The sequence below is a fragment of the Tepidibacillus sp. HK-1 genome (assembly GCF_001748485.2).
GTDB classification, from domain to species: Bacteria; Bacillota; Bacilli; order Tepidibacillales; family Tepidibacillaceae; genus Tepidibacillus_B; species Tepidibacillus_B infernus.
The window spans coordinates 20,388-46,324 of record NZ_BDGM02000024.1 but is presented as its reverse complement, the minus strand read 5'-3'; the positions used below and the strand labels follow the sequence as shown (position 1 = coordinate 46,324).

The 25,937-nt window shown below is 36.0% G+C and carries 21 protein-coding genes; 18 read left to right on the top strand and 3 right to left on the bottom strand.

Translation table 11 applies throughout. The features are described from left to right. Positions 1 to 267: 267 nt before the first annotated feature. From BEN26_RS14155 to BEN26_RS11825, 4 genes are all read left to right on the top strand, one after another. The gene (locus tag BEN26_RS14155; protein ID WP_255421901.1) at positions 268 to 420 is read left to right on the top strand and encodes a hypothetical protein; all 153 of its coding nucleotides are present in this window, start codon (positions 268 to 270) and stop codon (positions 418 to 420) included. A 119-nt stretch (positions 421 to 539) separates the two neighbouring features. Further along, complete coding sequence (locus BEN26_RS11835) at positions 540 to 1,481, top strand: SDH family Clp fold serine proteinase (RefSeq protein ID WP_084818838.1); 942 nt, start codon at positions 540 to 542, stop codon at positions 1,479 to 1,481. A 397-nt stretch (positions 1,482 to 1,878) separates the two neighbouring features. Next, positions 1,879 to 2,070 (top strand): hypothetical protein, encoded by a 192-nt coding sequence (locus BEN26_RS11830; RefSeq protein ID WP_069799788.1) that lies wholly within the window; start codon positions 1,879 to 1,881, stop codon positions 2,068 to 2,070. A 94-nt stretch (positions 2,071 to 2,164) separates the two neighbouring features. Continuing rightward, positions 2,165 to 3,067 carry an NAD-dependent epimerase/dehydratase family protein gene (locus BEN26_RS11825; RefSeq protein ID WP_181482286.1) on the top strand — a complete coding sequence of 301 codons (903 nt, stop codon included), beginning with the start codon at positions 2,165 to 2,167 and terminating at the stop codon, positions 3,065 to 3,067. 182 nt (positions 3,068 to 3,249) lie between these two features. Here BEN26_RS11825 and BEN26_RS11820 read toward each other — a convergent pair whose 3' ends face one another. Next, positions 3,250 to 4,074 carry a hypothetical protein gene (locus BEN26_RS11820; RefSeq protein ID WP_068726380.1) on the bottom strand — a complete coding sequence of 275 codons (825 nt, stop codon included), beginning with the start codon at positions 4,072 to 4,074 and terminating at the stop codon, positions 3,250 to 3,252. Positions 4,075 to 4,212: 138 nt separating this feature from the next. Between BEN26_RS11820 and BEN26_RS11815 the strand changes: the two genes are divergently transcribed. The 9 genes from BEN26_RS11815 (at position 4,213) to BEN26_RS11775 (ending at position 15,022) form a co-directional block, all read left to right on the top strand. Further along, positions 4,213 to 5,304, top strand: a complete 1,092-nt coding sequence (locus BEN26_RS11815) for an MraY family glycosyltransferase (protein ID WP_069799784.1) — start codon at positions 4,213 to 4,215, stop codon at positions 5,302 to 5,304. Positions 5,305 to 5,323: 19 nt separating this feature from the next. Further along, complete coding sequence (locus BEN26_RS11810) at positions 5,324 to 6,334, top strand: LCP family protein (protein ID WP_069799782.1); 1,011 nt, start codon at positions 5,324 to 5,326, stop codon at positions 6,332 to 6,334. A 159-nt stretch (positions 6,335 to 6,493) separates the two neighbouring features. Then, positions 6,494 to 7,723 carry a glycosyltransferase gene (locus tag BEN26_RS11805; protein WP_069799780.1) on the top strand — a complete coding sequence of 410 codons (1,230 nt, stop codon included), beginning with the start codon at positions 6,494 to 6,496 and terminating at the stop codon, positions 7,721 to 7,723. Next, positions 7,710 to 9,263 (top strand): murein biosynthesis integral membrane protein MurJ, encoded by a 1,554-nt coding sequence (gene murJ, locus BEN26_RS11800; RefSeq protein WP_069799778.1) that lies wholly within the window; start codon positions 7,710 to 7,712, stop codon positions 9,261 to 9,263. Before BEN26_RS11805 ends, murJ begins: the two co-directional genes overlap by 14 nt. 23 nt (positions 9,264 to 9,286) lie before the next feature. Beyond that, positions 9,287 to 10,501, top strand: a complete 1,215-nt coding sequence (locus BEN26_RS11795) for an O-antigen ligase family protein (RefSeq protein ID WP_069799776.1) — start codon at positions 9,287 to 9,289, stop codon at positions 10,499 to 10,501. Between the two features lie 66 nt (positions 10,502 to 10,567). After that, on the top strand, positions 10,568 to 11,713 hold the full coding sequence (locus BEN26_RS11790) for a glycosyltransferase family 4 protein (RefSeq protein ID WP_069799774.1): 1,146 nt from the start codon (positions 10,568 to 10,570) through the stop codon (positions 11,711 to 11,713). After that, complete coding sequence (gene csaB, locus BEN26_RS11785; protein ID WP_069799772.1) at positions 11,710 to 12,825, top strand: polysaccharide pyruvyl transferase CsaB; 1,116 nt, start codon at positions 11,710 to 11,712, stop codon at positions 12,823 to 12,825. Before BEN26_RS11790 ends, csaB begins: the two co-directional genes overlap by 4 nt. An 89-nt stretch (positions 12,826 to 12,914) precedes the next feature. Further along, complete coding sequence (locus tag BEN26_RS11780) at positions 12,915 to 14,219, top strand: nucleotide sugar dehydrogenase (RefSeq protein WP_069799770.1); 1,305 nt, start codon at positions 12,915 to 12,917, stop codon at positions 14,217 to 14,219. A 35-nt stretch (positions 14,220 to 14,254) separates the two neighbouring features. Further along, entirely contained in the window at positions 14,255 to 15,022 is a 768-nt protein-coding gene (locus tag BEN26_RS11775) for a WecB/TagA/CpsF family glycosyltransferase (RefSeq protein WP_181482285.1), read from the top strand. A 138-nt stretch (positions 15,023 to 15,160) separates the two neighbouring features. On the opposite strand, the gene BEN26_RS11770 is transcribed toward BEN26_RS11775, so the two are convergent. Continuing rightward, entirely contained in the window at positions 15,161 to 15,835 is a 675-nt protein-coding gene (locus BEN26_RS11770) for a YigZ family protein (protein ID WP_069799768.1), read from the bottom strand. Between the two features lie 445 nt (positions 15,836 to 16,280). Between BEN26_RS11770 and BEN26_RS11765 the strand changes: the two genes are divergently transcribed. The 5 genes from BEN26_RS11765 (at position 16,281) to BEN26_RS11745 (ending at position 24,047) form a co-directional block, all read left to right on the top strand. Next, positions 16,281 to 19,100, top strand: coding sequence for an S-layer homology domain-containing protein (locus tag BEN26_RS11765; RefSeq protein ID WP_069799766.1), 2,820 nt, complete (start codon positions 16,281 to 16,283; stop codon positions 19,098 to 19,100). Positions 19,101 to 19,475: 375 nt separating this feature from the next. Beyond that, on the top strand, positions 19,476 to 20,633 hold the full coding sequence (locus tag BEN26_RS11760) for a TolC family protein (protein WP_069799764.1): 1,158 nt from the start codon (positions 19,476 to 19,478) through the stop codon (positions 20,631 to 20,633). Between the two features lie 184 nt (positions 20,634 to 20,817). Further along, positions 20,818 to 22,287 (top strand): stalk domain-containing protein, encoded by a 1,470-nt coding sequence (locus tag BEN26_RS11755; RefSeq protein ID WP_069799762.1) that lies wholly within the window; start codon positions 20,818 to 20,820, stop codon positions 22,285 to 22,287. 282 nt (positions 22,288 to 22,569) lie between these two features. Further along, on the top strand, positions 22,570 to 22,995 hold the full coding sequence (locus tag BEN26_RS11750) for a hypothetical protein (RefSeq protein ID WP_069799760.1): 426 nt from the start codon (positions 22,570 to 22,572) through the stop codon (positions 22,993 to 22,995). Positions 22,996 to 23,045: 50 nt separating this feature from the next. Continuing rightward, positions 23,046 to 24,047, top strand: a complete 1,002-nt coding sequence (locus BEN26_RS11745; RefSeq protein WP_069799758.1) for a type II TA system antitoxin MqsA family protein — start codon at positions 23,046 to 23,048, stop codon at positions 24,045 to 24,047. Here BEN26_RS11745 and BEN26_RS11740 read toward each other — a convergent pair. Further along, entirely contained in the window at positions 24,028 to 25,911 is a 1,884-nt protein-coding gene (locus BEN26_RS11740) for an FAD-dependent oxidoreductase (RefSeq protein WP_069799757.1), read from the bottom strand. The genes BEN26_RS11745 and BEN26_RS11740 overlap by 20 nt on opposite strands. Between the last annotated feature and the right edge of the window lie 26 nt (positions 25,912 to 25,937).

Sequence of the window (25,937 nt, the reverse complement as noted above, 5' to 3'; positions counted from 1 at the left end):
AATACTGACCGACATCGGTAAGGAATTAGACATCGAATTCGGAAAGAAATACATGTCACTTGGAGAAATAAAAAAAATTTTGGGAGAGGTCAAAAAAGGGTAATTTTCACTACAACTCTTGGACATATAAAAACAGCCAAGAAACCAACATTCATGCGGGTTCAAGGCTGTTTTTTCTTTGATTTTGCTGCAAAAGTCAGGATATATACGTAATTTGTATTGTGGTAAAATTATGTAAACAACTAATCCTATTCGGGAGGGCATGACATGTATAACGTATCCAATGATAAGGCTGTAAAAATAGGTGCTACCACTTTTTCGGAGCTTATTTATAAAGAAAGTGATATCGAAGAATTATTAAGAAAGAATATCGATATGATATGCGATGAAGAAGAATCAATACTTATTTTTGGGAAATAAGTTAGAAATGTCAAACATGGTATCAATGATCTTACTGCAGTGGACAACAATGGAAATATAGTCTTAATTGAAATCAAAAGAGATCGAAAAGATATTGAAGGTCGAAAAGAAGCCTTTGAATTTTTGATTTAATCATTGAAACACCTGGGGGATCTGGTGAAGTTGCTGAGGATATTGTTAAGTTAATTAGAGAAAGATACGACGATGTTGCAATTATAGTACCTGGCTGGGCAAAAAGTGCAGGTACTATAATTGCAATGTCATGTGATGAAATATTAATGGAACCCGCCTCAGCATTAGGCCCTATAGATGCTCAAATTTCAAGAGAAGGGAAAACATTTTCGGCTGACGCATTGTTAAAGGGAATGGATGAAATAAAGGCTGAAGTGGAGGAAAAAGGGAGTTTAAATCAAGCATACATACCTGTGCTCCAAGGTATTTCTCCAGGAGAGTTACAAGGTGCACAAAATGCCCTAGATTTTGCAAAGGTTTTAGTTAAAGAATGGTTGGTTAAATATAAATTTAAGGATTGGAATAATCATTCAGCTGACGGTTCACCTGTTACCTTGGAAGAAAAACGCCAACGAGCCGAAGAGGTAGCAGCAGAACTTGCCGATCATAGTAAATGGTTAACTCATGGGAGATCAATTAAAATATCTGATTTAGAAAATATGAAATTAAAAATAATTGATTACTCTAAGGATAAAGAATTGGCTGATGCTATTAGGCGTTATTATACCTTGTTAAAAATGACCCTAGATACTAATATCTATAAAGTGTTTGAAACATTAGAATCACAAATATTTAAATCTATACATACACCAAGTCAACCACCTTCACAACGAATTGAACGAGGCAACGTAGCAATAATAGATATAAATTGTCCCAATTGTAAAAGTGTTTATAAAGTCCAAGCAAATTTAGGTATAGAAAATCCAGTTGAGCCAGGTCATTTGGAATTTTCTAAATTTTTTTTGCCCTCTTTTATAAATACATCTACCCACGCATATTATCTAAAGTTGCAAAACCAACATTATATAAAGATAAAAAATGCAAGATAAATACAATATCTAGTTTTGATTAGATATATTCCTATATATAGATTTTTTGTCTAAATCGAATCATGGGGTCTACTTTGAAGAACAGAAACTGGATACCTCCATCGAATATAATCAATCTTTTTTTCAGGGCGCTCTTTAGGGGAAGACTCTATCCTCCCTGATCGTATGAATGGTATGCCTTCCTAAACACCCAAAGTAACTTGTTAATGTTTCTCAATAAAATAGGCGACAAGTGAAAAAGTCTTTTTGCAATTTATGCATCTAAAAGGATAGATAGGAACCTGTATGATTTACTTCCAAATAATGAATCCATAAACCGTTTGCTATAAAAGAAAGTAAATTGATACAGAATCTTATTTACGATATGTTGGAAAATTGGATATTGAGGAGCAGAATAATGAGTGAAGATAAAGAGTTCCAAACTGTTTTACAGATGATAGTTTCACGCTTAGCCCAAATGATTGCTGAAAAGATGAATATTTCTGACAAAGATGCTTTAAGCCTTCTTAATTCTTCTAAGTTATATGAAAAATTGGAGCAGGAAGAAACAAAAGTTTGGCATTTTGGTATCCTTTTTTCTTTTTGTTAAAACCTAATGACGAATAATAAAATCGGATGTAAAATAGAGAAGAATTTGAAACTTTATTTATCTAAGGCACGTCTAATATTATTGAGGTGAAGTCATGAAAGTATTAGTAACAGGTGGAGCCGGCTTTGTTGGTTCCCATATTGTAGATTTATTGATTGAACAACAACATGAAGTAAGTATTGTAGATAATTTGACGTCGGGAAAAAAGGAAAACCTTAACCCCAAGGCTCGTTTTTATCAAGTAGATATTCGTTCACATGAACTAGATCAGGTATTTGAACAAGAAAAGCCAGAGATCGTTTATCATCTAGCGGCACAATCGGTGGTTCCCCCATCGATCAAGGATCCACTATATGATGAGTCGGTGAATGTCGCAGGAACGCTTCACATTTTAGATTTAATGAAGAAGGTGGGCTCTAAGAAAATCATCTATTCTTCATCAGCGGCTATCTATGGGAATCCCGTGTCATTACCCATTAACGAAGAGCATCCGATTCAACCCGTTTCCCCTTATGGATTATCTAAGTGGATTGCAGAGCAATATATCATGCTTTATCATCGCATGTATGACATTGATTATACGATTTTACGTTATGCCAATATCTACGGTCCACGACAAACACCAGAGGGAGAAGGTGGAGTGGTTTCTATCTTTGTTGATAAGTTGAAAAAGGGAGAAACGCTTACGATCAATGGCGATGGCAGACATACAAGGGATTATGTCTTTGTTGGCGATGTTGCCAAAGCCAATCTGGCAGCGATGACAGAAGGTAGTCAAGCGATCGTTAATATTAGCATGGGTAAAGAGACTTCTTTATTAGAGCTCATCCAACAATTAGAAGCAGCCTTTGAAAAACAGGTAGAATTTGTTCATGGGCCTGAAAGAGAAGGAGATATTGTCTACAGTTGTTTAAATCCGACAAAAGCAGCTAAAGCCTTACATTGGCAAGCCAAGACTTCCTTAGCCGAAGGACTTAAACAGACGATTCAAGGCTAACGATATCAATTTTGACAACAATGAATATGGTTACTGACACCTAAAAAAAAAAAGAGCCAAGAATCAATATCTGGCTCTTCTTCTACATCACATACTCTTTGGCTGCGGGATTTGTATATTCCAAAAACAGCGACTTTTGGAGTGTATCGACAACGGAGCACGTTGGAAAAAATTCATGTCCTCTACTTGATCGCTTTCGCTCGCTCTAAAACATCCTGAGGAATAGCTGGTTCTTCCAGATCCTGATAATCTTCATTTTCACTAAAATAGGTGTCGATGTTATATTCAAACACTTCACCGGTTTCAAGGTTTTCGATTTTGTAGATCGAATAGACTCTTCTTGGTAATAAGGAATCAGGGTAAGCTAACATTTTGATCGTTCCTTCTTTAAAACGCATTGGGAAGGAAAGGTTATCTGATTCTAAAATCGTTGGAAATGTCCTTGATAAATAATTCGGATCGACTGAGAAAAAGAAGACGACGAATTTACCACGGTTTTCTGATTTATAGTGTTTGGCATAACGATTTAACAATTCCGCATTCAACGGCAATAATTCTAACAATTGAAACGAATCTTTTGATTGAGAAGTCCAAAGGCCTGTTTCTCGATTTTGGGTGAGATAAAGCCCGTTTTTAAAAAAGGTCTCTTGTATCGGGAGTAAAATCATATTTCCCTTTGGATCTTGGGATAAAGAGGTCTTTTCCTCTACTTCTTCTTTGTCTTGCTGATCTATATTTGTAAATTGTAAGACATTACGGAAGTTTAGATATTTACTCCAGGCATCATAGGTTCCTTCCCGCTTCATTTGCCATTGTTCGGTAATTTGGCCATTGTTATATTGATTCACTGCAAAACCAGATTTAAAGTTCACTACATGAGTATGATTGATTTTGTCTATGACTGAATCATATAACTGATTCATTGGGTGTTCTGTTCGAATGGCCATTCCAATATAAAGAGAGAGAATAACTGCGGCAATCGAAGAAAGAAGCCAAATTTTTTTCATTATGTATGTTCCTTTCTGCTCGTATTTACAATTTCAAGAAAAATAGCTCTTGTCTTGTGTACGATTTTTATAATACAATCAAGTTTGGATTAAATCTAGTGTTTTTTAAAAAAAGAAAGATAAAGAAGGGGATCAATCATGACTTGGTTCTTCATTTTTGGAGTTCCGTTAGTATTGTCCATACTATTGACACCGATTATAAAAAAAATAGCGATAAAAATAGGTGCAGTTGACCATCCAAATGCTAGAAAGGTGCATACAAAGGTGATGCCTCGAATGGGTGGGGTAGCGATCTTTTTGGCAACGACGATTGGCATAATTCTTTTTGCAAATGAAACCGAGGAACCGTTGTTTTGGATACTTTTAGGTAGTCTTGTGATCGTGATCACAGGAATCATCGATGATATTAAGCCTTTGTCTGCAAAAACGAAATTAGTCTTTCAAATCATCGCTGCAGCGATTGTTGTATCTGGTGGGGTAAAAATTCAATTTATTACTGTTCCAGTCTTTTATAAAATCATCTATTTAGGTGAATGGAGCTGGTTGGTCTCTATCCTTTGGATTGTGGGTATCACCAATGCCTTAAATCTGATTGATGGATTAGACGGATTAGCTGCAGGTGTTTCTTCCATTGCTTTATCAACAATATTTATTATGTCTTTAATAATGGGAAATACTATGGTTGCAATCATCACATTAGTCTTATTAGGTGCTACCATCGGTTTCTTATTCTTTAACTTTTATCCGGCGCAAATTTTCATGGGAGACTCCGGTTCATTATATCTGGGGTTTTTCCTTTCGACCTTGTCGATTTTAGGTTTTAAAAACATTACCGTCGTTTCTTACTTGATTCCGATTGTCATTTTAGGAGTGCCGATCTTTGATACGATCTTTGCGATCATTCGCCGTTTTCGCTTAAAATTACCAATTACGGCACCAGATAAAAAACATCTTCATCATTGCTTAATCGATATGGGTTTTTCCCATCGTAAAACAGTGCTGATTATTTATGGAATCAATATCTTGTTTAGCTTGGCAGCCATCTTTTTATCGCAAACCACGGTATGGATCGGGATTATTGTGATGACCATTCTTGTTCTTTTCGTCTTAATTGGGGTGGAATGGACAGGAATCCTTGGTGAAACAAAAAAACCAGTGACTCGTTTTATTGTAGGAGTGGGTAGTTGGTTATTTGGGATTGCAGTGAATAAGCCTCATATCCGAGGTTAATGCGTAAAGGATGAATTAGATGAATAATCACTTAAAGAGAACAGACAGATGGAATCAAAGAAAAGAAAATAAAAATAAGTGGAAAAAGGGAATAAAGATTTCCCTTCTTTCTTTTTTGGTTTTATCCCTTTTATTAGGGGGATATCTTTTTTATACATTTAATCAATTTGGTTCAAGCATCTTTCGCAATGCACAAGGGGAAAAACCAGATCAAACACAGGATAATGAATTTGGGATTTCTGATCTGTTTACCAATTCCTTTGATCGGCCACTGAATGTACTTGTATTAGGGGTAGATGCCAGAGAAGATCAGTCTTTTGAAGGGGCTAGGTCAGATACGATCATGGTGATGAGGATTGACCCAAAGACAAAGCAAGTAGCAACTGTTTCTTTTCCAAGGGATACTTATGTACGTATTCCTAAATACGGATATCAAAAAATTAACCACTCGATGGCTTATGGTGGGATACCGTTATTAGAAGCAACGATTGAAGAAAACTTTGGGATCACGATTGACAACTATATTGCGATAGATTTTGTTGCATTTACAGAAATTGTTGATGCCTTGGGTGGCTTAGAAGTTTATACGCCATCTAGTATGTACTATATTGCCAGTGATATTCAAGTAGAGTTAACCCCCGGATTTCACCATTTGAATGGCGAGGAATTATTAGGCTATGTTCGTTATCGTCATGATGCAGAAGGGGATTTTGGCCGGATTAAGAGGCAACAGTATGTAATTCGAGCTTTAGCAGAAAAAGCTGTCAGTGCAAAAACGATTCTGAAGGCACCAAAGCTTTTAGATATTTTAGGCGAACATATTAGTACTGATTTATCTAAACAGGATTTATTCTCAATTATGAAAACTTATCGTAGTTTTTCCAAGGCAGATTGGCATCCAATGACCTTAAGTGGAACGCCAGGGAGATCTTCACGGGACAATCTCTGGTATTATTACTATGATGAGGAAGACAAACAAAAGGTTTTGGAACATTTAGATAAATATAGCAGTGTAAAACAATTTGAGTAATCTCGTTCAATAATGTTGTAGATTCTTCTTTCCCTTTAGGGAAAGATTTTTCTATAACTGCAAACACAAAATCTTTAAGAATAATGCATGGGGTTTGTATGAAATACATGGACAACGGAACGCGTTAGAATATACAAACCTAACGAAAGGGGTAAGAGGATGGAAAAAATCATGCTTGCCATCTCAGCAGGGGAATGGGAAGGAATTCAGCACCGTCCCCACCATTTCATGAGAAGAAGTGCAAAGACTGGGTGGACAGTGATTTATCTAGAACCACCTGCAACATTGATTGCACCATTGAAAAATAAACAGATGTTAAATCGTTGGAGGAATTGGTTAAAAGGATTACGCCATGTAGAAGATGGAGTCTATTTGTTGGCACCACCTCCTACCTTACCCTTTGGCAATAAAATTCGTGTGATTAACAAAATCAATCAATGGTGGATAGCGAAAACGATCAAACGGGCATTGAAAACAAAATTTTCCGATGGGAATCAAGAACCTATTCAAATCGATTTGTATGCTTTTTTACCCAATGCAGTAGACCTTCTCCCTTATTTTAATTTCCGTAAAGTCATATATGATTGTGTCGATGATCATGGTGCTTTTACAGGGTTAATCAATGCAGACCTAGTCTACCAAATGGAAAAGGAATTAATGGGACGAGCAGATCTTTCTTTTGCCACTGCAAAACAATTGATGGAAGATCGCAAAGATTGGAGCAAACATTTTTACTTGATTCCAAATGGAGCAGAATATGAGCATTTTGCCAGAGAAGGAAAAGCAAAAGGAGAAGGAAAAGGCACAAATGCTGGCATAGTCGAAATTCCAGAAGAGTTACAGCAAGTCCCTCATCCGATCGTTGGCTTTGTCGGAGGAATTAGTGACTGGATCGATATTCCCCTTGTAACAAGCGTAGCAAAGCAAATGTCTGAGGTTTCTTTTGTCTTTATTGGTCCTGTTGCAACTAATGTGGATGAATTAAAACAATTGCCCAATGTGACGATGCTAGGGGCTAAACCTTATCAGCAGCTGCCTGAATATATTGCTCATTTTGATACTTGTTTGATTCCGTTTAAGATTAACAAACTTACAGAAAGTGTCAATCCAATTAAACTATTTGAATACTTATCTGCAGGAAAACCAGTGGTTTCTACACCTTTACCAGAAGTTGTTGCTTATCAAGAGGTGGTAGAGATTGCCGGAAATGAAGAGGAAATGATCGAAGCGATTCGCCGAACCATTCAATCCAGTGAAAAAGAAAAGCAAAGAATCGAAAAAAGACAAGAGATTGGCAAAGCCAATTCCTGGGATGCAAGATGGCAACAAGCGGTTAAATATATTGAAGAGGGACAAGCTGAGGAGAACAGAACATATGTCACAAGCTAAGAAGATACTAGGTGCAACGATTCTTTTAATGGGCGTTACCTTTTTAAGTAAAATCATTGGCTTTTTACGAGAAGTATTTATTGCTGCAGAGTTTGGGACAAGCCACCAAGCAGATATTTTTGTAGCGGTATCGACAATTCCCAATTTGCTATTAACCATTACTGGTGGAGCTTTATCTGCCGCTTTAATTCCTTTGATTATTCGCTTAAGGAACCAAAAAGAAACCGAACGTTTAAAAAAACTGGTTAGTAGTACGTTTACCTTAACAAGTCTTGTAATGATCGGGCTTGCTTCCTTGCTTTTCCTTTTTGTTGAGGAGTTTGCAGGGGTTTATGTAATGGGGTTTGGTGAAGAAGCAAAAAATCTAACGGTTGAAATGATCCAAATCATTATCCCAGCACTGATTGCGATTGGCTTAATCAGTTTGTTTTCATCGATCCTTAATGCCTATCAGCACTTTCTCATTCCTAGTCTTGGGCCGATTTTTTATAGTACAGGGGTGATTATTGCTACTGTATTTTTTGCCAAGTCCTATGGGGTCAAAAGCTTAATTATTGGGATGGCGATCGGGATTGGTTTGCAGTTCATTCTAGCACTTTTTGTTACGATCAAGAAGGGGATTTCCTTTCAACCAAGAATATGGTGGAATGAAGATATTAAGCAAGTGGGGAAGCTAATTCTTCCTATTTTTATTGGTATTGGTGCCTTTCAATTAAATACGATTGCCGATCGAATGTTGGCATCTACCTTACCAGAAGGAAGTCTAGCCGCATTAAACTATGCCAATCGGGTAACACAGCTGCCACTTAGTTTGTTTGTTGGTTCGATGGTTTTACCTTTATTCCCCATGATTGCAGATAAGATCTCCAAGCAGGATATCGAAGGGACAAAGGAATTATTATCACGGAGCTATCATCTATTAGGCATTCTACTATTGCCTGTGATTGGTGTTTTTGTGGCTTTAGCAGAACCGATTATCTCGATCTTGTTTCAAAGGGGACAATTTGATGCAGATGCTGCTCAATTAACAGCAATTGCCTTGGCTGCCTATTCCTTTACGATCCTGCCCTTTGCTATGCGTGATGTGATTACAAGGGCCTTATATTCATTGCAAGATACTTGGACACCTGTGGTTAATAGTGTTATATTAGTAGCGATCAATGTAGCGTTAATGGTGATCTTTGTGCCAAAATTAGGGATGATCGCTGTTGCTGGTTCAACTTCCATTTCCTCGATTATTGCTTACATTCGTTTAAGACGTAAGCTAGTGAAAAAGATTGGAACATTAGACGTCACACAAGAGAGGAAAATTTGGTGGAAAATCTGGAGAAATGCCTTGATTTTTACCGCTATCACTTGGGGGAGTTATCAAGGGCTTCTCTTGATTTGGTCAAAGCCGATGGGTATAGAACTTTGGCTTCGTACCTTTGTAAGTCTAGCCATTGGCGGTTTGCTGTATATTTTCCTTACATTTAAAATGGATACTCCGGAAGTAGACTGGTTAAAAACACGTGCTAAGAAATTACTGCGTAAGAATTAAAGAAAGGCGGGAAAACCGACATTATGAAGAATTTACACCGTTTGTTATGGATTCTCGCAATCTACCCTTGGTTAGATTTCGGGATACGATTGGGTCTACCCTCGTTTATTGGAAGTGTATGGGATGATCTTTTCTTACTATTAATCATCGTTGCAGTATGGTTTGAAAAACGAAATGAACCAAGATATGTAGCGATTCCAAAATATGTTCAATGGCCTTTTTATACCTTTTTATTCTTTTCTATCGGATCGATAATTGTCAATGTGGTTCCGCTATCTGTAAGTATTGATGCGGGTAGAGTGATCTTTGAGCCCATGCTATTTGCTCTACTTACCTTATATACCTTAGATGATGAAGAAATGATCGACCGTTTTATTCAGATTTTAGTGATCAGTACGGTATTGATTGCGATTGCTGGTATCATCCAATATATTTTTAAAATTGACAGCGTACGTTGGGAACATAAAAAAGATGCGGAACAGTTTCGTATCGTATCCATCTTTAGCAATCCCAATGCCTTAGCTGGGTATTTTAATATGATTCTTTCTTTTACTGTCGCATCCTTCTTATTTTTAAAGGATAAGAAACAGAAAATCTTTTACTTTCTAGCTACGATTCCAATTTTAATTGCTTTACTCCTTACTTTTTCAAGAAGTGCTTGGATTGCTTTCTTTGTGATGGCTATATTCTTTGTTTTTAGGTGGAACAAGTGGTGGTTACTTGCCTTACCTGTGGTAGGAGCGATCATACCTTTTGTCATGCCAGAGAGTGTAATTAATCGTTTTGCGAAATTATTTGACCCTACTTATTATCAAATGAGCAGTGAATATGGACGGATAGCCTTTTGGATGGCTGCCTTTGAAAAAATAAAAGAAAACCCTATTTTTGGTGTGGGGTTAGGGATGTTTGGTGATTCTGTTCCCCAAAGGCATAATATTCCATTTGCCACTTGGGTAGATAATCATTATATTAAACTTGGAGCAGAAATGGGGATTCTGGGCGCAATTGCTTTTATCGCTTTAATTCTTAGCATTATGCTCGTTGCTCATATCATGTATGGCAAGGCAACAGAAGTGAAACAAAAGGTGTATTTGATGGGGATTGCTGGTGCCATCATGACCATGGCGATCGAAAACGTAACGGCAAGCATCTTAGAGGCATTAACCGATGCCGTTTACTTCTATGCCTTTATCGGAATGCTCTTCGCCCTACATTGGAAAACAAAAAAGAAAGCGTAGGCTTTCTTACCTATAAAATCTCTAAGTGTTAGAATATCTAACACTTCCGAAAGGTAAGTGTAATCTATGAAAATCATGCAAGTGATTGGTGGTGGGGAAAAAGGGGGCTCCCGGAATCACATCATTACCCTTTCAAAAGAATTACTAAAAAAGGGAATCCAAGTGGAAATCGTTTGTTTTATTGATGATGTGGTTGCAGAATCAGCACGAGCCCATTCGATTCCAGTCACCATTTTCCCGATGAAGCATATCTTAGATTTGCGTGCCATTCAACAGCTTCATGAATATATCAAGAAGAAAAAACCACATATCGTGCATACCCATGGGGTTCGGGCAAATTTTATCGGTCGATTAGCAACGCGAATGACAGGAATACCGGTACTTACGACCATCCATAGCTCGATTTATCATGATTATGCTCATCCATTAAAGAAGCTTTTTTATCATCGGATTGAAAAATTGACAAGGTCTTTGACCAAGAAATTCATCGCTGTTGCAGGCTCTTTAAAAAAAGAGTTAGAACAAGATGGGATACGTCCTGAAAAAATCAAGGTGGTATACAATGGATTATCCCCAGATTTTCCAATCGGCACAAAACCGGAGCCTTTTTTAAGGAAAGAACTTGGTCTTAAAGAGGATATTCCGATCTTAATGACCATTGGCCGTTTGGAAAGAGTCAAAAATCAGAAGATGCTATTACGGGTTTTTGCCGTATTAAAACAAAATGGCATCCCCTTTCATGGTGTGATCGTTGGCGATGGGCCACTACATGCTGAACTAAAGGAAATGGCTCATTCACTAAATATTGAACAACAGGTTAGCTTTCTTGGCTTTCGCAAAGATATTTACCCTCTATTATCAGAAGCAGATTTGTTCTTATTAACCTCCAATATGGAGGGGTTACCGATTACATTGCTAGAATCGATGGCATCTCATACTCCTGTCGTTGTAACTGATGTAGGAGGCATGTCAGAAGTGATTCAACTAGCGAGAAATGGTTTTTATGTACCAAGTGGAGATATTGAACAATTTGCTGCTCGAATTCAGGAGATTTTGGTCCAACCTGAATTAAAACGAAAGCTAGCGGTAAATGGTTATCAAACATTATTAAAACATTTTACTGCCGAACAATTTATTAAGAATACAATCGAAGTATATAAAGAAGTACAAGTTGGAAAAAAATCTGCGAGAAAAAAAGAGGTGGGATCATGAGGAAAGGTGTTACGATCGCAGGCTATTATGGGGCGAACAATACAGGAGATGAAGCGATTCTCACCGGCATGATTCATGCCCTGAAACAGCAAGGAATGACAGATATTACTGTTCTTAGCCGTGATCCAGAACAAACCAAACAGATTCATGGGGTCAATAGCCTCTATATTGGTCGTCGTTTTGACGGCTTAGGTGTCATCTATCGGCAATTTCGCAAAAGCCAACTTTTTATCCTTGGTGGCGGTGGATTACTTCAAGATTACTCCAGCCGAGTCGTTCCTTATTGGTTAAGCCGAGTGATGATTGCTTTATTAGCAGGCACGCCTGTGATGTACTATGCCCAAGGAATTGGACCATTACGAACCAGTAAAGCACAACGTTTGGTTCGTTTGATCTCCAATCGTGTGGAATGGATTACGGTTCGTGATCAACCCTCATTAGCGTTATTAAAGGAAGTTGGTGTAAATCGTCCCCCTACAGAAGTAACAGCTGATCCAGCTTTAGGAATTCAGGTTATATCAGATGGATTAGCGCTACTCAAGCAGGAAGGAATTCCAATTAATCAGGAAAAGATCAAGCTAGGCATCTCTTTACGTTCCTGGGATGAAGACCATCAATATATTCCAACTCTTGTTCGTTCCTTAAAACAGTTGCAAGAAGAGTATGATGTGCAGATCATCTTTTTTCCTTTCCAATTTGGCGAAGATGAAAGGATTAGCCAACAGATCTTAAATGAACTAGGAAGTGAAGAAGCTTATCTTGTAAAAGGCACCTATACCCCAGAACAAATGGCAGCGATGTTAAAGGAAATGGATGGCGTCATCGCCATGCGCTTACATGCCATTATCTTAAGTGCCATATCTCATGTTCCTTCCTTTGGCCTTGTTTATGATCCAAAGGTCTTTCGGTTTATGGAGAGAGCAAAGATCGACCAATACAGCTGGCCGATCGAAAGAATCAAGGAAAAGGAACAAGATTTTACTCAGCGATTGAAAGACTGGATGGCTAATCGCCATGAGATTAGCGAACAGATGAAACGACCTGTTGAAGAAATGAAAAAAATCGCTTTAACCAATGCTGAGATTGCGAAACAGTTGCTTAAGTTCACGTAATAATAAATGACTACCTCTTATTATTTGGGGTTTGTATATACAAACTTATATCATGTAGTACTTATAAATGAGTAAAGAAGGGAATATTCATGGAAAGAAAAAAAATTACAGTGATTGGTCTAGGTTTTGTAGGGTTACCCTTATCTTTAAGCTTTGCCATGCGTGGCTATGATGTGATTGGCTTAGATGTAAATCAATCCTTAATTGAAGATTTGAATAACGGGGTGACTTATCACTTAGAACAGTATAATGGAAAACCCATCCAAGACATCTTGAAGGATGCATTAACTGTAGGTACATTTAAAGCAACAACAGACTATAACGATGCCTTTGCAGAATCTTATGCTTATATTGTGACCGTAGGCCTTCCTGTAAAAGAAGGCATGCCTGTATATGATTATTTTGAATCAGCTATGATGGACCTTGGTAAAGGCTTAAAACAAGGTGATGTCGTCATTATTCGTAGCACCGTTGTACCTGGTACAACAGAAGAAATTGCGAAACCTATTTTAGAAAAACAAAGTGGACTAATTGCTGGTAATGATTTTTACCTTGCCTATGCTTCAGAGCGGATTGCGGAAGGGAAAGCTTTTGAAGAATTTGAAAACATGCCAACTGTAGTGGCTGGAATCACGCCAGAAAGTGCGGAAAAAGCAAAAGAGGTCTTACGCCTCATTTCTAAAGCAGAAATCCACATCGCTTCTGATATGAAAATCGTTGAAGCAGCAAAAGTGTTTGAGAACGTATCTCGTGATGTTAATATTGCGATGGCAAACCAATTTGCACAATTCTGCCAAGCACTAGGTATCGATACCATGGAAACTTTCCGCATGGCCAATACCCATAAACGAGTCAATCTACTTATTCCTGGTCCAGGTGTAGGTGGTTACTGTTTACCAAACGCTTACTATTATTTACGCCCTAAGAAAGAAGAATTAAATATTGATCTATCCTTGTTACAAATGGCAAGAATGATCAACGACCAAGTCCCTCATCGAATTGTAAATATGCTAGAATACATGTTGGAGAAACAAGGGAAAACATTACAAGGTGCAGAAGTGAGTGTCTTAGGCTTAGCAATGAAGGATTATTCTAACGACGATCGGATCAGCCCTGCTCATGATGTTTGCAAAATTCTAGTAGACAGAGGGGCAAATGTAAAAGCATTTGATCCTGCAACTCATTCCCATGTTTCCTATGCAGTCGATTCATTAGAACAATCCGTTGATCATGCCGATGCGTTGATTGTTTTAGCAAAACAAATGGAATTTGACAATCTTGATCTCAACTGGATCAAAGAAAAAATGGAACAGCAACCGATCTTAATCGATACCAAGCATTTATTTGATAAAGCAACGGTCAAAGAACTAGGCTTTGATTATTTTGCAATTTAATTCAGAGAATGTTTGAATCATATAAGGGGATTACTATGGAATCAAACGATAAGGGACATCAATCTATGAACCAACATTTAATTGAATTACAAAGGGTTAGAATTTTAGGTAAGCCAGTCAATCTAGTAAATATGCAGCAAGCTGTTGATTACCTTCGTGAGCAAATCAATAATGGGAAGAAGCAATTCGTGATTGCTCAAAACCCTGAGAAGATTATGAAATCTTTGCAAGATGAAGAACTGTCATCAATTATTGAAAATAAAGCGACCCTATTGATTGCAGATGGCGTCGGATTAGTGGTAGCAGGGAAGATATTAGATTTACCCCCGATTCCTCGTGTCACAGGGGTTGGCTTGTTTGAAGAGATGGTGAAAGTGGCCGATCAAGAAGGGAAGAAGATCTTCCTTTATGGCGCTGCACCTGATGTTGTGCAAAAAGCAGGAGAAATCCTACAACAGCGCTATCCTAATCTACAAGTCGTAGGTACTCAAGATGGCTATGAAAAGGATCATGAGAAGATTGTAAGGAAAATTCAACAAGCAGAACCAGACTATCTCTTTGTGGCCTTAGGTTCACCACGGCAAGAGAAGTGGATTGCCAAGTATTTGAATCAACTTCCCGTTCAATATGTGATGGGCGTTGGCGGAACCTTTGACGTGCTTACAGGCAATGTTAAACGGGCACCAGTCTGGATGCAAAAGCTTGGTTTAGAATGGCTTCATCGTCTAATCAAACAGCCAACACGTGCCGGCCGGATGATGAACCTACCAAAGTTCTTGTGGAGGGTTATAAAGAGTAGATAAGATGGGATAGTGTTGATAAAGAAATGGGTTTGTATATTCCATAAGCAACGACCTTTGGGAGTGTATTTCTTACCTTATTATTTATTCGAAGAAATACACGGACGACGGAGTGCGTTGGAATATACAAACCCTTCATTGTTACTCAATTTCCTCTTCTTCGTCCTCATCATCTCCATAAGGATGATAAGCTTTATCTACATAAAGAGCTTCCCCTATGGTTAGGTCTGCCTGTCCATTTGTAAGATTCGTAACCATATTTACCAGCTGATCTTCTTCGCCATCAACCGCTAATAGCGTCATCATCACATTCTCAAGAAACTGTACATCATGTACAGTGATGCCACGATTCTTCATCTCATTTTCTATTTTGCCATACCAAGTGTAATCGATCGTAACATGTACCTGTCGATAAAGGATTCTCTCGATCACCCCTGCAGCCAAAATACCTTCCTTTGCGGCCTTGCCATAGGCACGAATCAAACCACCAGCACCAAGCAGAATCCCGCCAAAATACCGGGTAACTACCACAACTGTATCTTTAAGACCCATCTTTTTTATTACTTCTAAGATAGGTTTACCTGCTGTTCCACTAGGTTCCCCGTCATCATTCGCTTTTTGAAATTGGTCATGCTCCCCAATCACATAAGCAGAACAATTATGAGTCGCATCCCAATGCTTCTTCTTAATCGACTCAATAAAAGCATTTGCCTCTTCTTCAGATGTTGCATGTTTCACATAGCCAATAAATTCTGATTTGCGAATTGTAATGGATTTTTCCCCGTAATCATTGGTTGTTAAATATCGTTTTAACATATAGTACACCTCACATAGAGTATTGTAGCATACTCATAAATATGGTTCCATTTTTAGAACATTGGGCAGTTTAGTACAAATGTAGTAATGCAAAGTTTGCTATCTCCATGTATACTAAAACATGTTGCTAAAACGACAAAAAAAATTTTTTAAAAAGGGTGAAACTTTTTCATGCTTCTTACGTCTAATAAAATGTATAGGAAATTCATACCATATATTCAGCAAGTCAGACATAACAAAACCCATAATCGTGAAGTATAAAAGATAAACTATTTATGGAAACTTTACCCTTTACGAACTAGAAAACCCATTGTATAATCAATTAAGTAGTTTTCTAGATGATTGTACCAATGACGATATTAACAAGTTTCTACGGTTTAACCGCCGTAGACATAAAAATATAAATAGAGATTAGTGCTCAACTCAGGAGAGGGGGTGTCAAGACATGAGAGAACAGAGCTATAAAGATGTAAAAAACTCTCAACCAAACAGAATTAGAGGAGGAGAAACAAAGGTTATGAGAAAACTATTAAATGCATTCTTAGTATTCGCACTTGTACTTACAATGGTTACACCTGCGTTTGCTGCAAGTACAACAGAAGACCTTGGTGACTATGCATCCGCAGTTAACCGTCTATCTGCTCTTAAAGTACTTACAGGTAACGGTGACGGTACATTTAAAGTTGATTCAACAATCACTCGTGCAGAATTTGCTGCAATGGCAGTTCGTCTTCTTGGTTTAGAAGCCGCTGCTAAAGCTTCAAATGGTGCAACTCCATTTAAAGATGGTGTAGCTGACTGGGCTAAAGGTTATGTAAATGTAGCTGTACAACAAGGTATTGTTACAGGATATGCTGATGGAAGATTCGGTGAAAAAGACCCAGTAACTCAAGCTCAAGCACTAGCTATGTTAGTTCGTGCATTAGGTTATGAGCCACAAGTGGCCAAAGAAGGATGGCCAACCAACTACATCGTTAAAGCTATTGAATTAGGTTTAACTGATGGAGTTGACAGTGTTACCGCTTATTCACCTGCCAAACGTGGTGATGTTTTCAAATTTGCTGATAATGCTTTAACTGTTGCTAAATTAGTTCAAGTAACTTTCGGTGATCAAACTAAATATGTAGTTAGTGGTACTGAGGGTACAGAAGAAAAAACTTTACTCAGTGATAATCTTAATGTAGAAAAAATTAAAGATGATGTAGTTGCTATTCCAAGGACAGATAGTAAATTAGATGACAATGAAATTAAAGTAGGTACAAAAGTAGTAGTTGTTCCAGAAGGTTTTGATTTTGAAGCTGCATTTGGCGCAAATGCAACTGTTTATGTGAATAGTGATGATGAAGTTGTTGATTTTAATGTAAACGACACTGTGGATGTAGATGCTATCACATATGATGGTTCTAAAATTAAATTAGTTGATGCAGATGCTAGTTATGAATTAGCTAACAATGCGGCAATTTATATTGATGGAACTAAATCTAATGCATCTAATTTAGGATCAAGCTATGGCTATGGTAAAGTTGTTTTAAACAGTGATGACGAAATTAAATTCCTAGAAGTTTATTCATGGGATGACTATCAAATTGTTGAAAAAGTTGAGGATAATATTCTTTTTGCTTATGGTAATGAGTTAGACCTTGAAGATTATACAATTGTAAAAGAAGGTAAAACAATTACTGTAGACGATTTAGAAAAAGGTGACGTATTATTCTACAACACTACTGCTGAATATGCTGAAGTATTTAATAAGTCTGTTACTGGTGCTATTGGTCATGTATTTGTTGACACCATCGATGTTGATGGTACAGAATACGCCTATACAAACCCATACTTCTCCGCATTTGCAAAATATATCGATGCTAACGGTGATTTAGTTGCATTTGCTAATAATTCAAAAGCTCAAGAAGTTGCTGAATCAATGCAAGATGAGGGTAATGTCACTGTATTTGTAGATAGAAGTGGAGATATGGTTTACCTTTCTGGTGATTTAGGTACAGTAGCAACAACATCATTCTATAGCTTTGTAACTAAAGACATTGCTCAATATATGGATAGAACTGATGAAATGTGGACATTAGAAGTTCTAAACAATAAAGGCGAAAAAGTAACATATGATTTTAAAGATAGTGACGTAAGAGGAGCAACACCAAAAATCAGTATTAGTGGAACTACACTTTCTCCTTGGTCATCAGCAGGTACAACAACTACTGACTTTCAACAAAATGATATTGTTAAAGTAGAAGTAGATTCAGATGGTGTGTTAAAATCTTTAACAAAAATTCCTGATCCTGGATTCACTGGTTCTATTAACTTTTCTACAGACAGTAGTTACTATAATGGAGATAAAATTAACAAAGATGCAGTTGTCTTCTTAGGTGAAGATTACTTTACAGCTGCAACTCCAGATGTTGATGATATTGAGGTATCCACATTTGAAGATCTAGATTTTGATAAAATTACTGATGCTAAGTTCTATGTTGTTAATAATGCTGTAGTTGCAATAGCAGTTAAGAGTTCTACTCGTGGAACTGCAGAAACATTTGCAGGTGTTGCAACTGCAGTTGGTACAAAAACAACTGGTGATATCGGTAAATTAGAACTAGTTGTAGATGGTTCTAAAGATGTTTACTATACTAAGAAATCCTCTTCACTTGCAACTGTTGCTGATGCAGTGTACAAAAATGAAATTGTTGAAGTGGCTATCAATGATACAACTGGTGATATTGATGGTATTACAACAGAATCTTCACTAGGTTCAAGAGTTGTTTCCGGTACTGCTACAATAACAAGTGTTACTAATAAGACATTAGATATTGGTGGAGCAACTGGTATTAAATTAGGTGTGAATGCTGTAATTGTTGATGCAACAGATAGCTACAAAACAATTAGCTTTAGTAGCTTGAAATCTGGTGATACTGTAAAAGCTTTAAGAGTTGCAACTGGTTCTGTATATACTGATTTAATTGTAAGAACCGTTAAAGCACCTTCTACAACTCCAATTTCTAGTGCTAACACAATTACAAGTAACTACATCATTAGTAATACTAATACCATCACAGTAACATTAGAGAGTGGCTTAAATGCATCTGACTATGTTGTTCAATTTGAAAAAGCAGATGGTACAGTAGATGCTTCTACTACATTTACTAGTGGTGCTGCTTTACCTTCAGTCTCTTTAACAAGTAATACAAATTATACAGTTAAGGTTGTTAAAGTATCCGATGGTTCAGTATTAGTATCAAAGAATATCTTCTTCCAATAAATTAAGAATTTAGATATTTTATAATTTAAGAGTTCTTTAGGGAAACCTAAAGAACTCTATTCTTTTATTTAAAGGGAAAAGATTATTAGATCTAATTATTTTTACATTGAATCAATTTCATAAGTCATTTTTAAGTCGATAAAAGCGAACCAAATTAGAAATCATCTTTAATAAATTATTATTCCGTTTTAAATAACCAACGTTTATATAATCATATCTATTCATTGTTCGCTTAATTACTGAAACTTTCTAATTATGAAATTGGTTCACATTATTATTATGATTTAAAGGTAAATATATAAAACAATACATTGTCCTCTTAATACTTTTTAGGATAAAATAAAAAATATAAATATAACATAGAGAGGTCAATGTATGTTAAAAAATAATAAAATATTTATAATCACTTTAATAACACTACTTTCCTTTATAAGTTTTCCTAGAGCCAATTCATTGATCATTGATAGCATGGACTTCCAAGGTGAAGCCACAGAGTTAACACTAAATCAAGCCATAGATCTGATGTTAAAAGACAACCCTACCATGGAACAACAAAAACTAGATTTAGAACAAGCCCAAGTAGATTATGACAAAGCTAAATATAATCTTAGGAAGTTAAAGCCACTATATGAGGACAAAAGAAAAGATTCCATTGATTATCTGCAAAATTACCGATTATTAGAGGTATCGACCGAATTTACTAAAGCGAATGCTGAAAGAAATGCGCAAGCTACAACAGAAGGCTTAAAAGCACAAGTTGAAGAATCCTATTACAAACTACTACAAGCTGAACAACTTCTTAAGATTAAAAAGGAAAACTTAGATACATATAAAAAATTGTATGAGACCACGAAAAAGAAATTAGAATTGGGTTTAGTGACAAAACAAGAAGTCTTGAGTGCTGAATTAAATGTAATCAATGCAGAAAATGATTATAATGCAACAAAGGATATGCTAACAAAGGCAAAAATGGCGTTTAACGTAACGTTAGGTAAAGACGTTATGGATCAAGTAAATTTAAAAGATCAGTTAACTCCGAAAGAATTTAAAGAAGTTAGTATAGCTGATGCGATTAATCAAGCCTTTGAAAAAAGAAATGAAATTAAAATCGCAGAATACGGATACGAAATGGCGAAAATCAATTTTGATATCATCTCCAAACAGTATCCTGAAATCACATTCCAATATCGTTCAGAAAAAGTAAATTTAGATAAAGCCATAAAGAGTTTAGAAACGACTAAGAAACAGATTGAAATGGAAGTCAGAAGTAATTATTTAGATGTAAAGCAAAAGCAATCAGAAATTAAAGCCTATGAAAAATCGGTAACAATTGCAGAAGAGGGATTAAAATTAAACCAATTGCTTTATGATAATGGCATGGGTGTGGCCACTGATGTAGAAAAAGCACAAGTTCAACTCGATCAAGCAAAAGTTGGATTAGCACAAAGTATATTAGACTATAATCTAGCTGTATTAAAATTTGAAGATAGTATAGACGTTGGTAGAACAGCAATGTCTATACCTTTCTCATAATTCCTTACTAAACGACTCACAAAAAAGTGAGTCTTTTTCTATGCCTTTAGAATTATATATTATACAAATTTCGACAATTTCTAAGAATTTAGACTCTATTTTGACAATATACGGAAGATAAGAAAGGATTATGATACTTGCTGTCGAATAATTCTTTTATCTAATATAAAAATGGGGGAATAGAATGAAAAAGTTATTGTTATTATTTATAACTCTTGTATTCACTTTTGTTTTTTCTATGCAAGTTGATGCAGCATCAAATATTGTAGTAAAAATAAATGGGGAAGTTCAATCCTATCAGCAGCCTCCTGTAATTGATAATGGATCAACTTTAGTACCAATGAGAGGGATCTTTGAAAGCCTTGGAGCTACGATTACTTGGGATGGCAATACAAAGACAGTGATTGGTCAAAAAGAGGATACCACTATTATCTTAGTGGTAGGAAACGACTTTGCTTTAGTGAATGGTAAATCAGTGAAGTTAGAACAGAAAGCGAAAATTATCAACAAAAGTACGATGGTTCCATTAAGGTTTGTCAGTGAAGCCTTAGGTGCAAAAGTAACGTGGGATGGTAATACAAAAACAGTCATCATTACCAAATCTAAAGAAAAGAAGAATCTTACCCCTCAGGAACTATTTGATCTTAATAACAAGAAAGTTGTATTGATCAAAACAGATGTAGGTTTGTTAGGAAGTGGAGTGATTATAAAGGATGGATTGGTTTTAACCAATTACCATGTAATAGAAGGCATGACTGCTGGGACAATCACTACCTCAGAAGGGAAAAAATATCAGATTGAAGGAATTGTAGTATTTAATAAAAACACAGATTTAGCTGTCATTAAATCGACGGAAAAATTTAATATTGAACCTGTTGAGATAAACTCTCCAAAGACTGCAAAAAGTGGTGAAAAGATTGTAACCATTGGTAATCCTGAAGGGTTTCAAAATACCATCTCTGAAGGAATAATCAGTGGATTTAGAGAGTATTTTGGTATTCAGTTTGTACAAATCACGGCTCCCATTACACACGGAAGCTCTGGTGGAGCCTTATTCAATCAAAAAGGTGAAGTAATCGGAATTACATCAAAGGCATCTAGAGAAGGAAATCTTAATTTTGCAGTTTCAATTGACCATATTTCACATTGGCTCGAAGGTACTCTTGCTCAAAAATATGATAATATAAAAGCATCATTTAATCTAGAAGATGTACCAAATGATGGACCTTTACCTTTAGAATATTTAGAAAAACAATTGAATACTGAAGATTTTCTAACGATTGAGTTTGAAAGCGGGACAATTCAACTTGATTTTTACAGGGTAAACAGAGATAGTAAAGGAACCATTCAAGTTCATGGTGTAATTTCAGGAGAAAATTACAAGACATATAATACAAACTATGATAAAAATAAAGAGGATCTGGGGTTTTGGGTAGAAGCAATGTCTTACATCCTATATTCCATTTATCCGGAAGAGGATATTAATTTTACTGTGGCGTTTGAAGAAATCGTTAACGAAGACCCATCCGGATATTTTTCAGATAATGAGATATTTTATTCCGAAGAAACTGGGAAATGGTTAATTATCCATAGTATTATTGAAAGTAAAATTAGTGCAGAAGATGAAGAATATGATGCGAAAACTCGCCCGTAAATAAAAAAGGAGGTTGTAGGTAATCTACACCTCCTTTTTTATTATAGTATTCAAAGGTTATTTAGAATTTTTAAAAATTATAAGTAAATTTCTCGAAAATACTTGTATAATTATGAATATTTGCTATGATAGGAACATATATTCGTATCATAAATATTATGGACATAGGATTATAATAATTAACATTTTGAATAAAATGTATCAATTAGTACATTTTTATTTTCAGTTTGGAATAGATAGTGTATAATTTGAATATAATAGAGGAAGAGGAGTGGCTAAAATTTGAGCTCTAGCCAAAGAAAAATATGTAAATATACAGATTTTACTCCTGGTGATATAAAAATGTATCTTGAAAAGTTTAGAAAAGCAATATTAGATGGAAAGTATATCATTTCTAAAAATCAAAATAGACATGAAAACATCAATTTTATTGAGGACTATAGAATTGATACAAAAAAGGAAAAGGAAATATTATTAGGAATTCAATATGACGATTTTTGCTACGCTGTTGATAACGAAAAAGAAGAATTTGCCCATGAGAAATTGTACATATTCAGTAAGTATCATGAGTTAGATTACTGGGGCACTTTAGAATCTGTTGATATATATATTAAAATAAACATGACTCAGACAAGAAAAGGAGATGACTTTACCATAGTGGTCTCTTTTCATAAAAGAAATAAGCCGATTAAATATCTGTTCAAGTAAATGACTTGATAATATCAAATGAAAGATTATTAAAAAGGGAGGAAACCTGAATGATAGGGTTTTGTGAAAGATGTCATGAAATGGTTGATTACTCTATTAAAGAAGAGAAAAAACAAAAAAACATCAAAGGTAAAATTGTTGAATATATAGGAAAAGAAGCTTATTGCAACAAATGTGGAAGTGAAATATTTGTGTCTGAAATTCGTGATCATAATTTAGCTATGTTAGATAAAACATATAGAGAAAAAGAAGGATTGATTTCAGTATCAGAAATGAAACTGATATTAGAAAAATATGATGTAGGGAAAAGGCCTTTGTCCTTGTTATTAGGTTGGGGAGAAGGTACATTAACCAGGTATTTAGATGGAGATATTCCCACAAAACAATATTCTGATATACTAAAAAAAATCCTTAATGACCCCAATTATCTCAAAGAGATATTAGTTCAAAATAAAAATAACATTACAGATGTAGCGTATAGACGCATAAGTAATGCTTTAGAAAATAATGAAACTTCAATAGGCACTACCGTTGAAATGGAAGATAAAATAGATTATGTTGTTAAATATTTACTAACAAACTCAGTTGATATAACACCACTAGCTCTACAAAAGCTATTGTATTATTCGCAGGGCTTTTATAAAGCCTTTACAGGGGTATATTTATTTCACAATAACTGTGAAGCTTGGGTGCATGGCCCTGTATTCAGAAGTATATATTATAAATACAAAGATCATGGCTATAATCCGATTGAAGAAGAGAATTATGAGTACGGGGAGATAAAATTAACAACAGTAGAAAAAGAGCTTTTAGATAGCATTGTTAGAAATTTTGGCTGTTATAGTGGCAAGGTTTTAGAAAAAATGACTCATGCTGAGGAGCCATGGCGGGTTACTAGAACGGGCTTAAATGACAACGAAGGATCGGATCGGATAATAGATAAGGAATTAATAGCTAAATACTTTAACGAGATTAAGTCAAAGCATGGTATGCTTAATATATCTGACATCAGAGATTACAGCACGGATCTTTTTAATAAACTTTATAACTAGAAACATTGGATAATCTATTCAATATAAAAGCAACCATATAAATCCCTTCACTTCTTAAAACCTCACGGTTAGAAGATAGTCTTGCCTCCAATTCCTTATCAACTAACTTCAATTTCATCAGTTGTTCCCATGGACTTGGGGAGACCTTCATGTGATTGAAGATGGTTAATAATAAGGTTGCCATTTGATCTCTAGTTAAATAGGGTAATACATCACCTTGAAGAATGTTGTTGATCAAATCTTGATGATCTTCTATAAGCTGCCCGTACAGTTCAGGGTGGCTTCTTTTTATTGTTGTGCTTAATAACTCAATAAAATCTATTTTTGTGATCAGTTCATTGACATATAGATCATTCTCATAGCCTGCTTGAATCACACCATAGGGCAATAATTGTTGAATCGATTGATCAAACCATTCCCCTTCATAGGGATATGCTGAATCAAAATGGTAGAGAAGTGCCCCTTGCAACTTGAGTCGCCTTTGTAATTCACTGATTGGAACACGATCTTTAACCATTTTCCGGAAGTCTGTATGAAGCTGGATTGATATAGCTGCTGCTGTTCCAGCAGCTTGCCCAGCAGTCATGCCAATTGGGACAGTTCTCGCACTTCCTGCTGCAAGGGATGTATAGCCTGCTGCTTTACTAGCTACTAATAGTCCATCTATCTCTTTAGGAACGAGTGAGCGAAAAGGGATCGCATACTGGATCGGTCTTGTAATCACCTTCTCATAACCCCCTTCTCCCTTTACAGAAGTTGCTTGTAAATCTACAGGATAAGCTCCAAAACCAATGCTATCCCATTTATCTCGATTCATCCAGATATCATTAATCGTTAATTGATATTCAGCAAGGATATGTCTTGTTTCCCGAATATATAATTCTTGTGGATAGACGGCAATTTCTGCTTGTTCAAAGCCAGGTAGTTCTTGTCTAAGGAACTTTAAGACATTGATCGACTCTCTTTTTCCCCGTTCCATCGCTTCTTTTCTTGATTCTTCACTTAATCCGTCTTCACTAAAAATCTGTAAAGCATTGATCGTCACAAGGCCATTGTTGAATTGTTTAGCAATATTAAGCGCACGTAAGCGAGTATTTGCTTCAATGGGTTTGTATTGATTGATGACATCAGTAAATCCCCAAGCCATATTTTCATAAACCTCTGCTCCACCAAGTACACCATTTTCAGCAGCCACTTTCATTCGATTCCAATCCACATTTTTTAACACAAGTACAAGGGTATCGGCCATTCTTGTATCTTTTAACCCAATATCTTCTTGACCAAGAAAATAGGGGACACCTGCCATGGCCGCAATATCCGCATCTGCTGTTGAATCTATGAATCGTTTTGCTTGATAAGTATGTAAACCGGTTTGATCCTGCACTTCTAAGCCAACCAATTGATTACCGTTTTTTATAACCTTTTGTACATTGGCTTGGAGTAAAATGGTTAGATTTTTCTCTTTACCGATAAGATGAATAAAAGCTTCTTTTGCCCCTTCGATATCGAAAGCACCTCTGTTATTTACGATTTGATGCCATTCTTTAAAAATACCTTGGTTTGCAAGATTGCCATCTTTGTCATAACCAAGATCTAGTTGATTTAACATGCCATAGGTGAATAAACCACCAAGCCCATCCCTTTTTTCAATCAATAAGGTATCTGCACCATTTCGAGCTGCAGCAATAGCAGCAGCTATCCCTTCTGGTTCAGCACCAATTACGATCACATCATACTCATATTGCACAGGTGATGTTGTTATATTTATTGGTTTTTTTGTAGTTTGGTTATTGTTAACACAACCGAAAAATGTAAAAATGATGATAAGTGCCCAAAAGATGACAAGAGTCGATGTTTTTCTCATCAATAAATATCTCTCCTATTAAATCG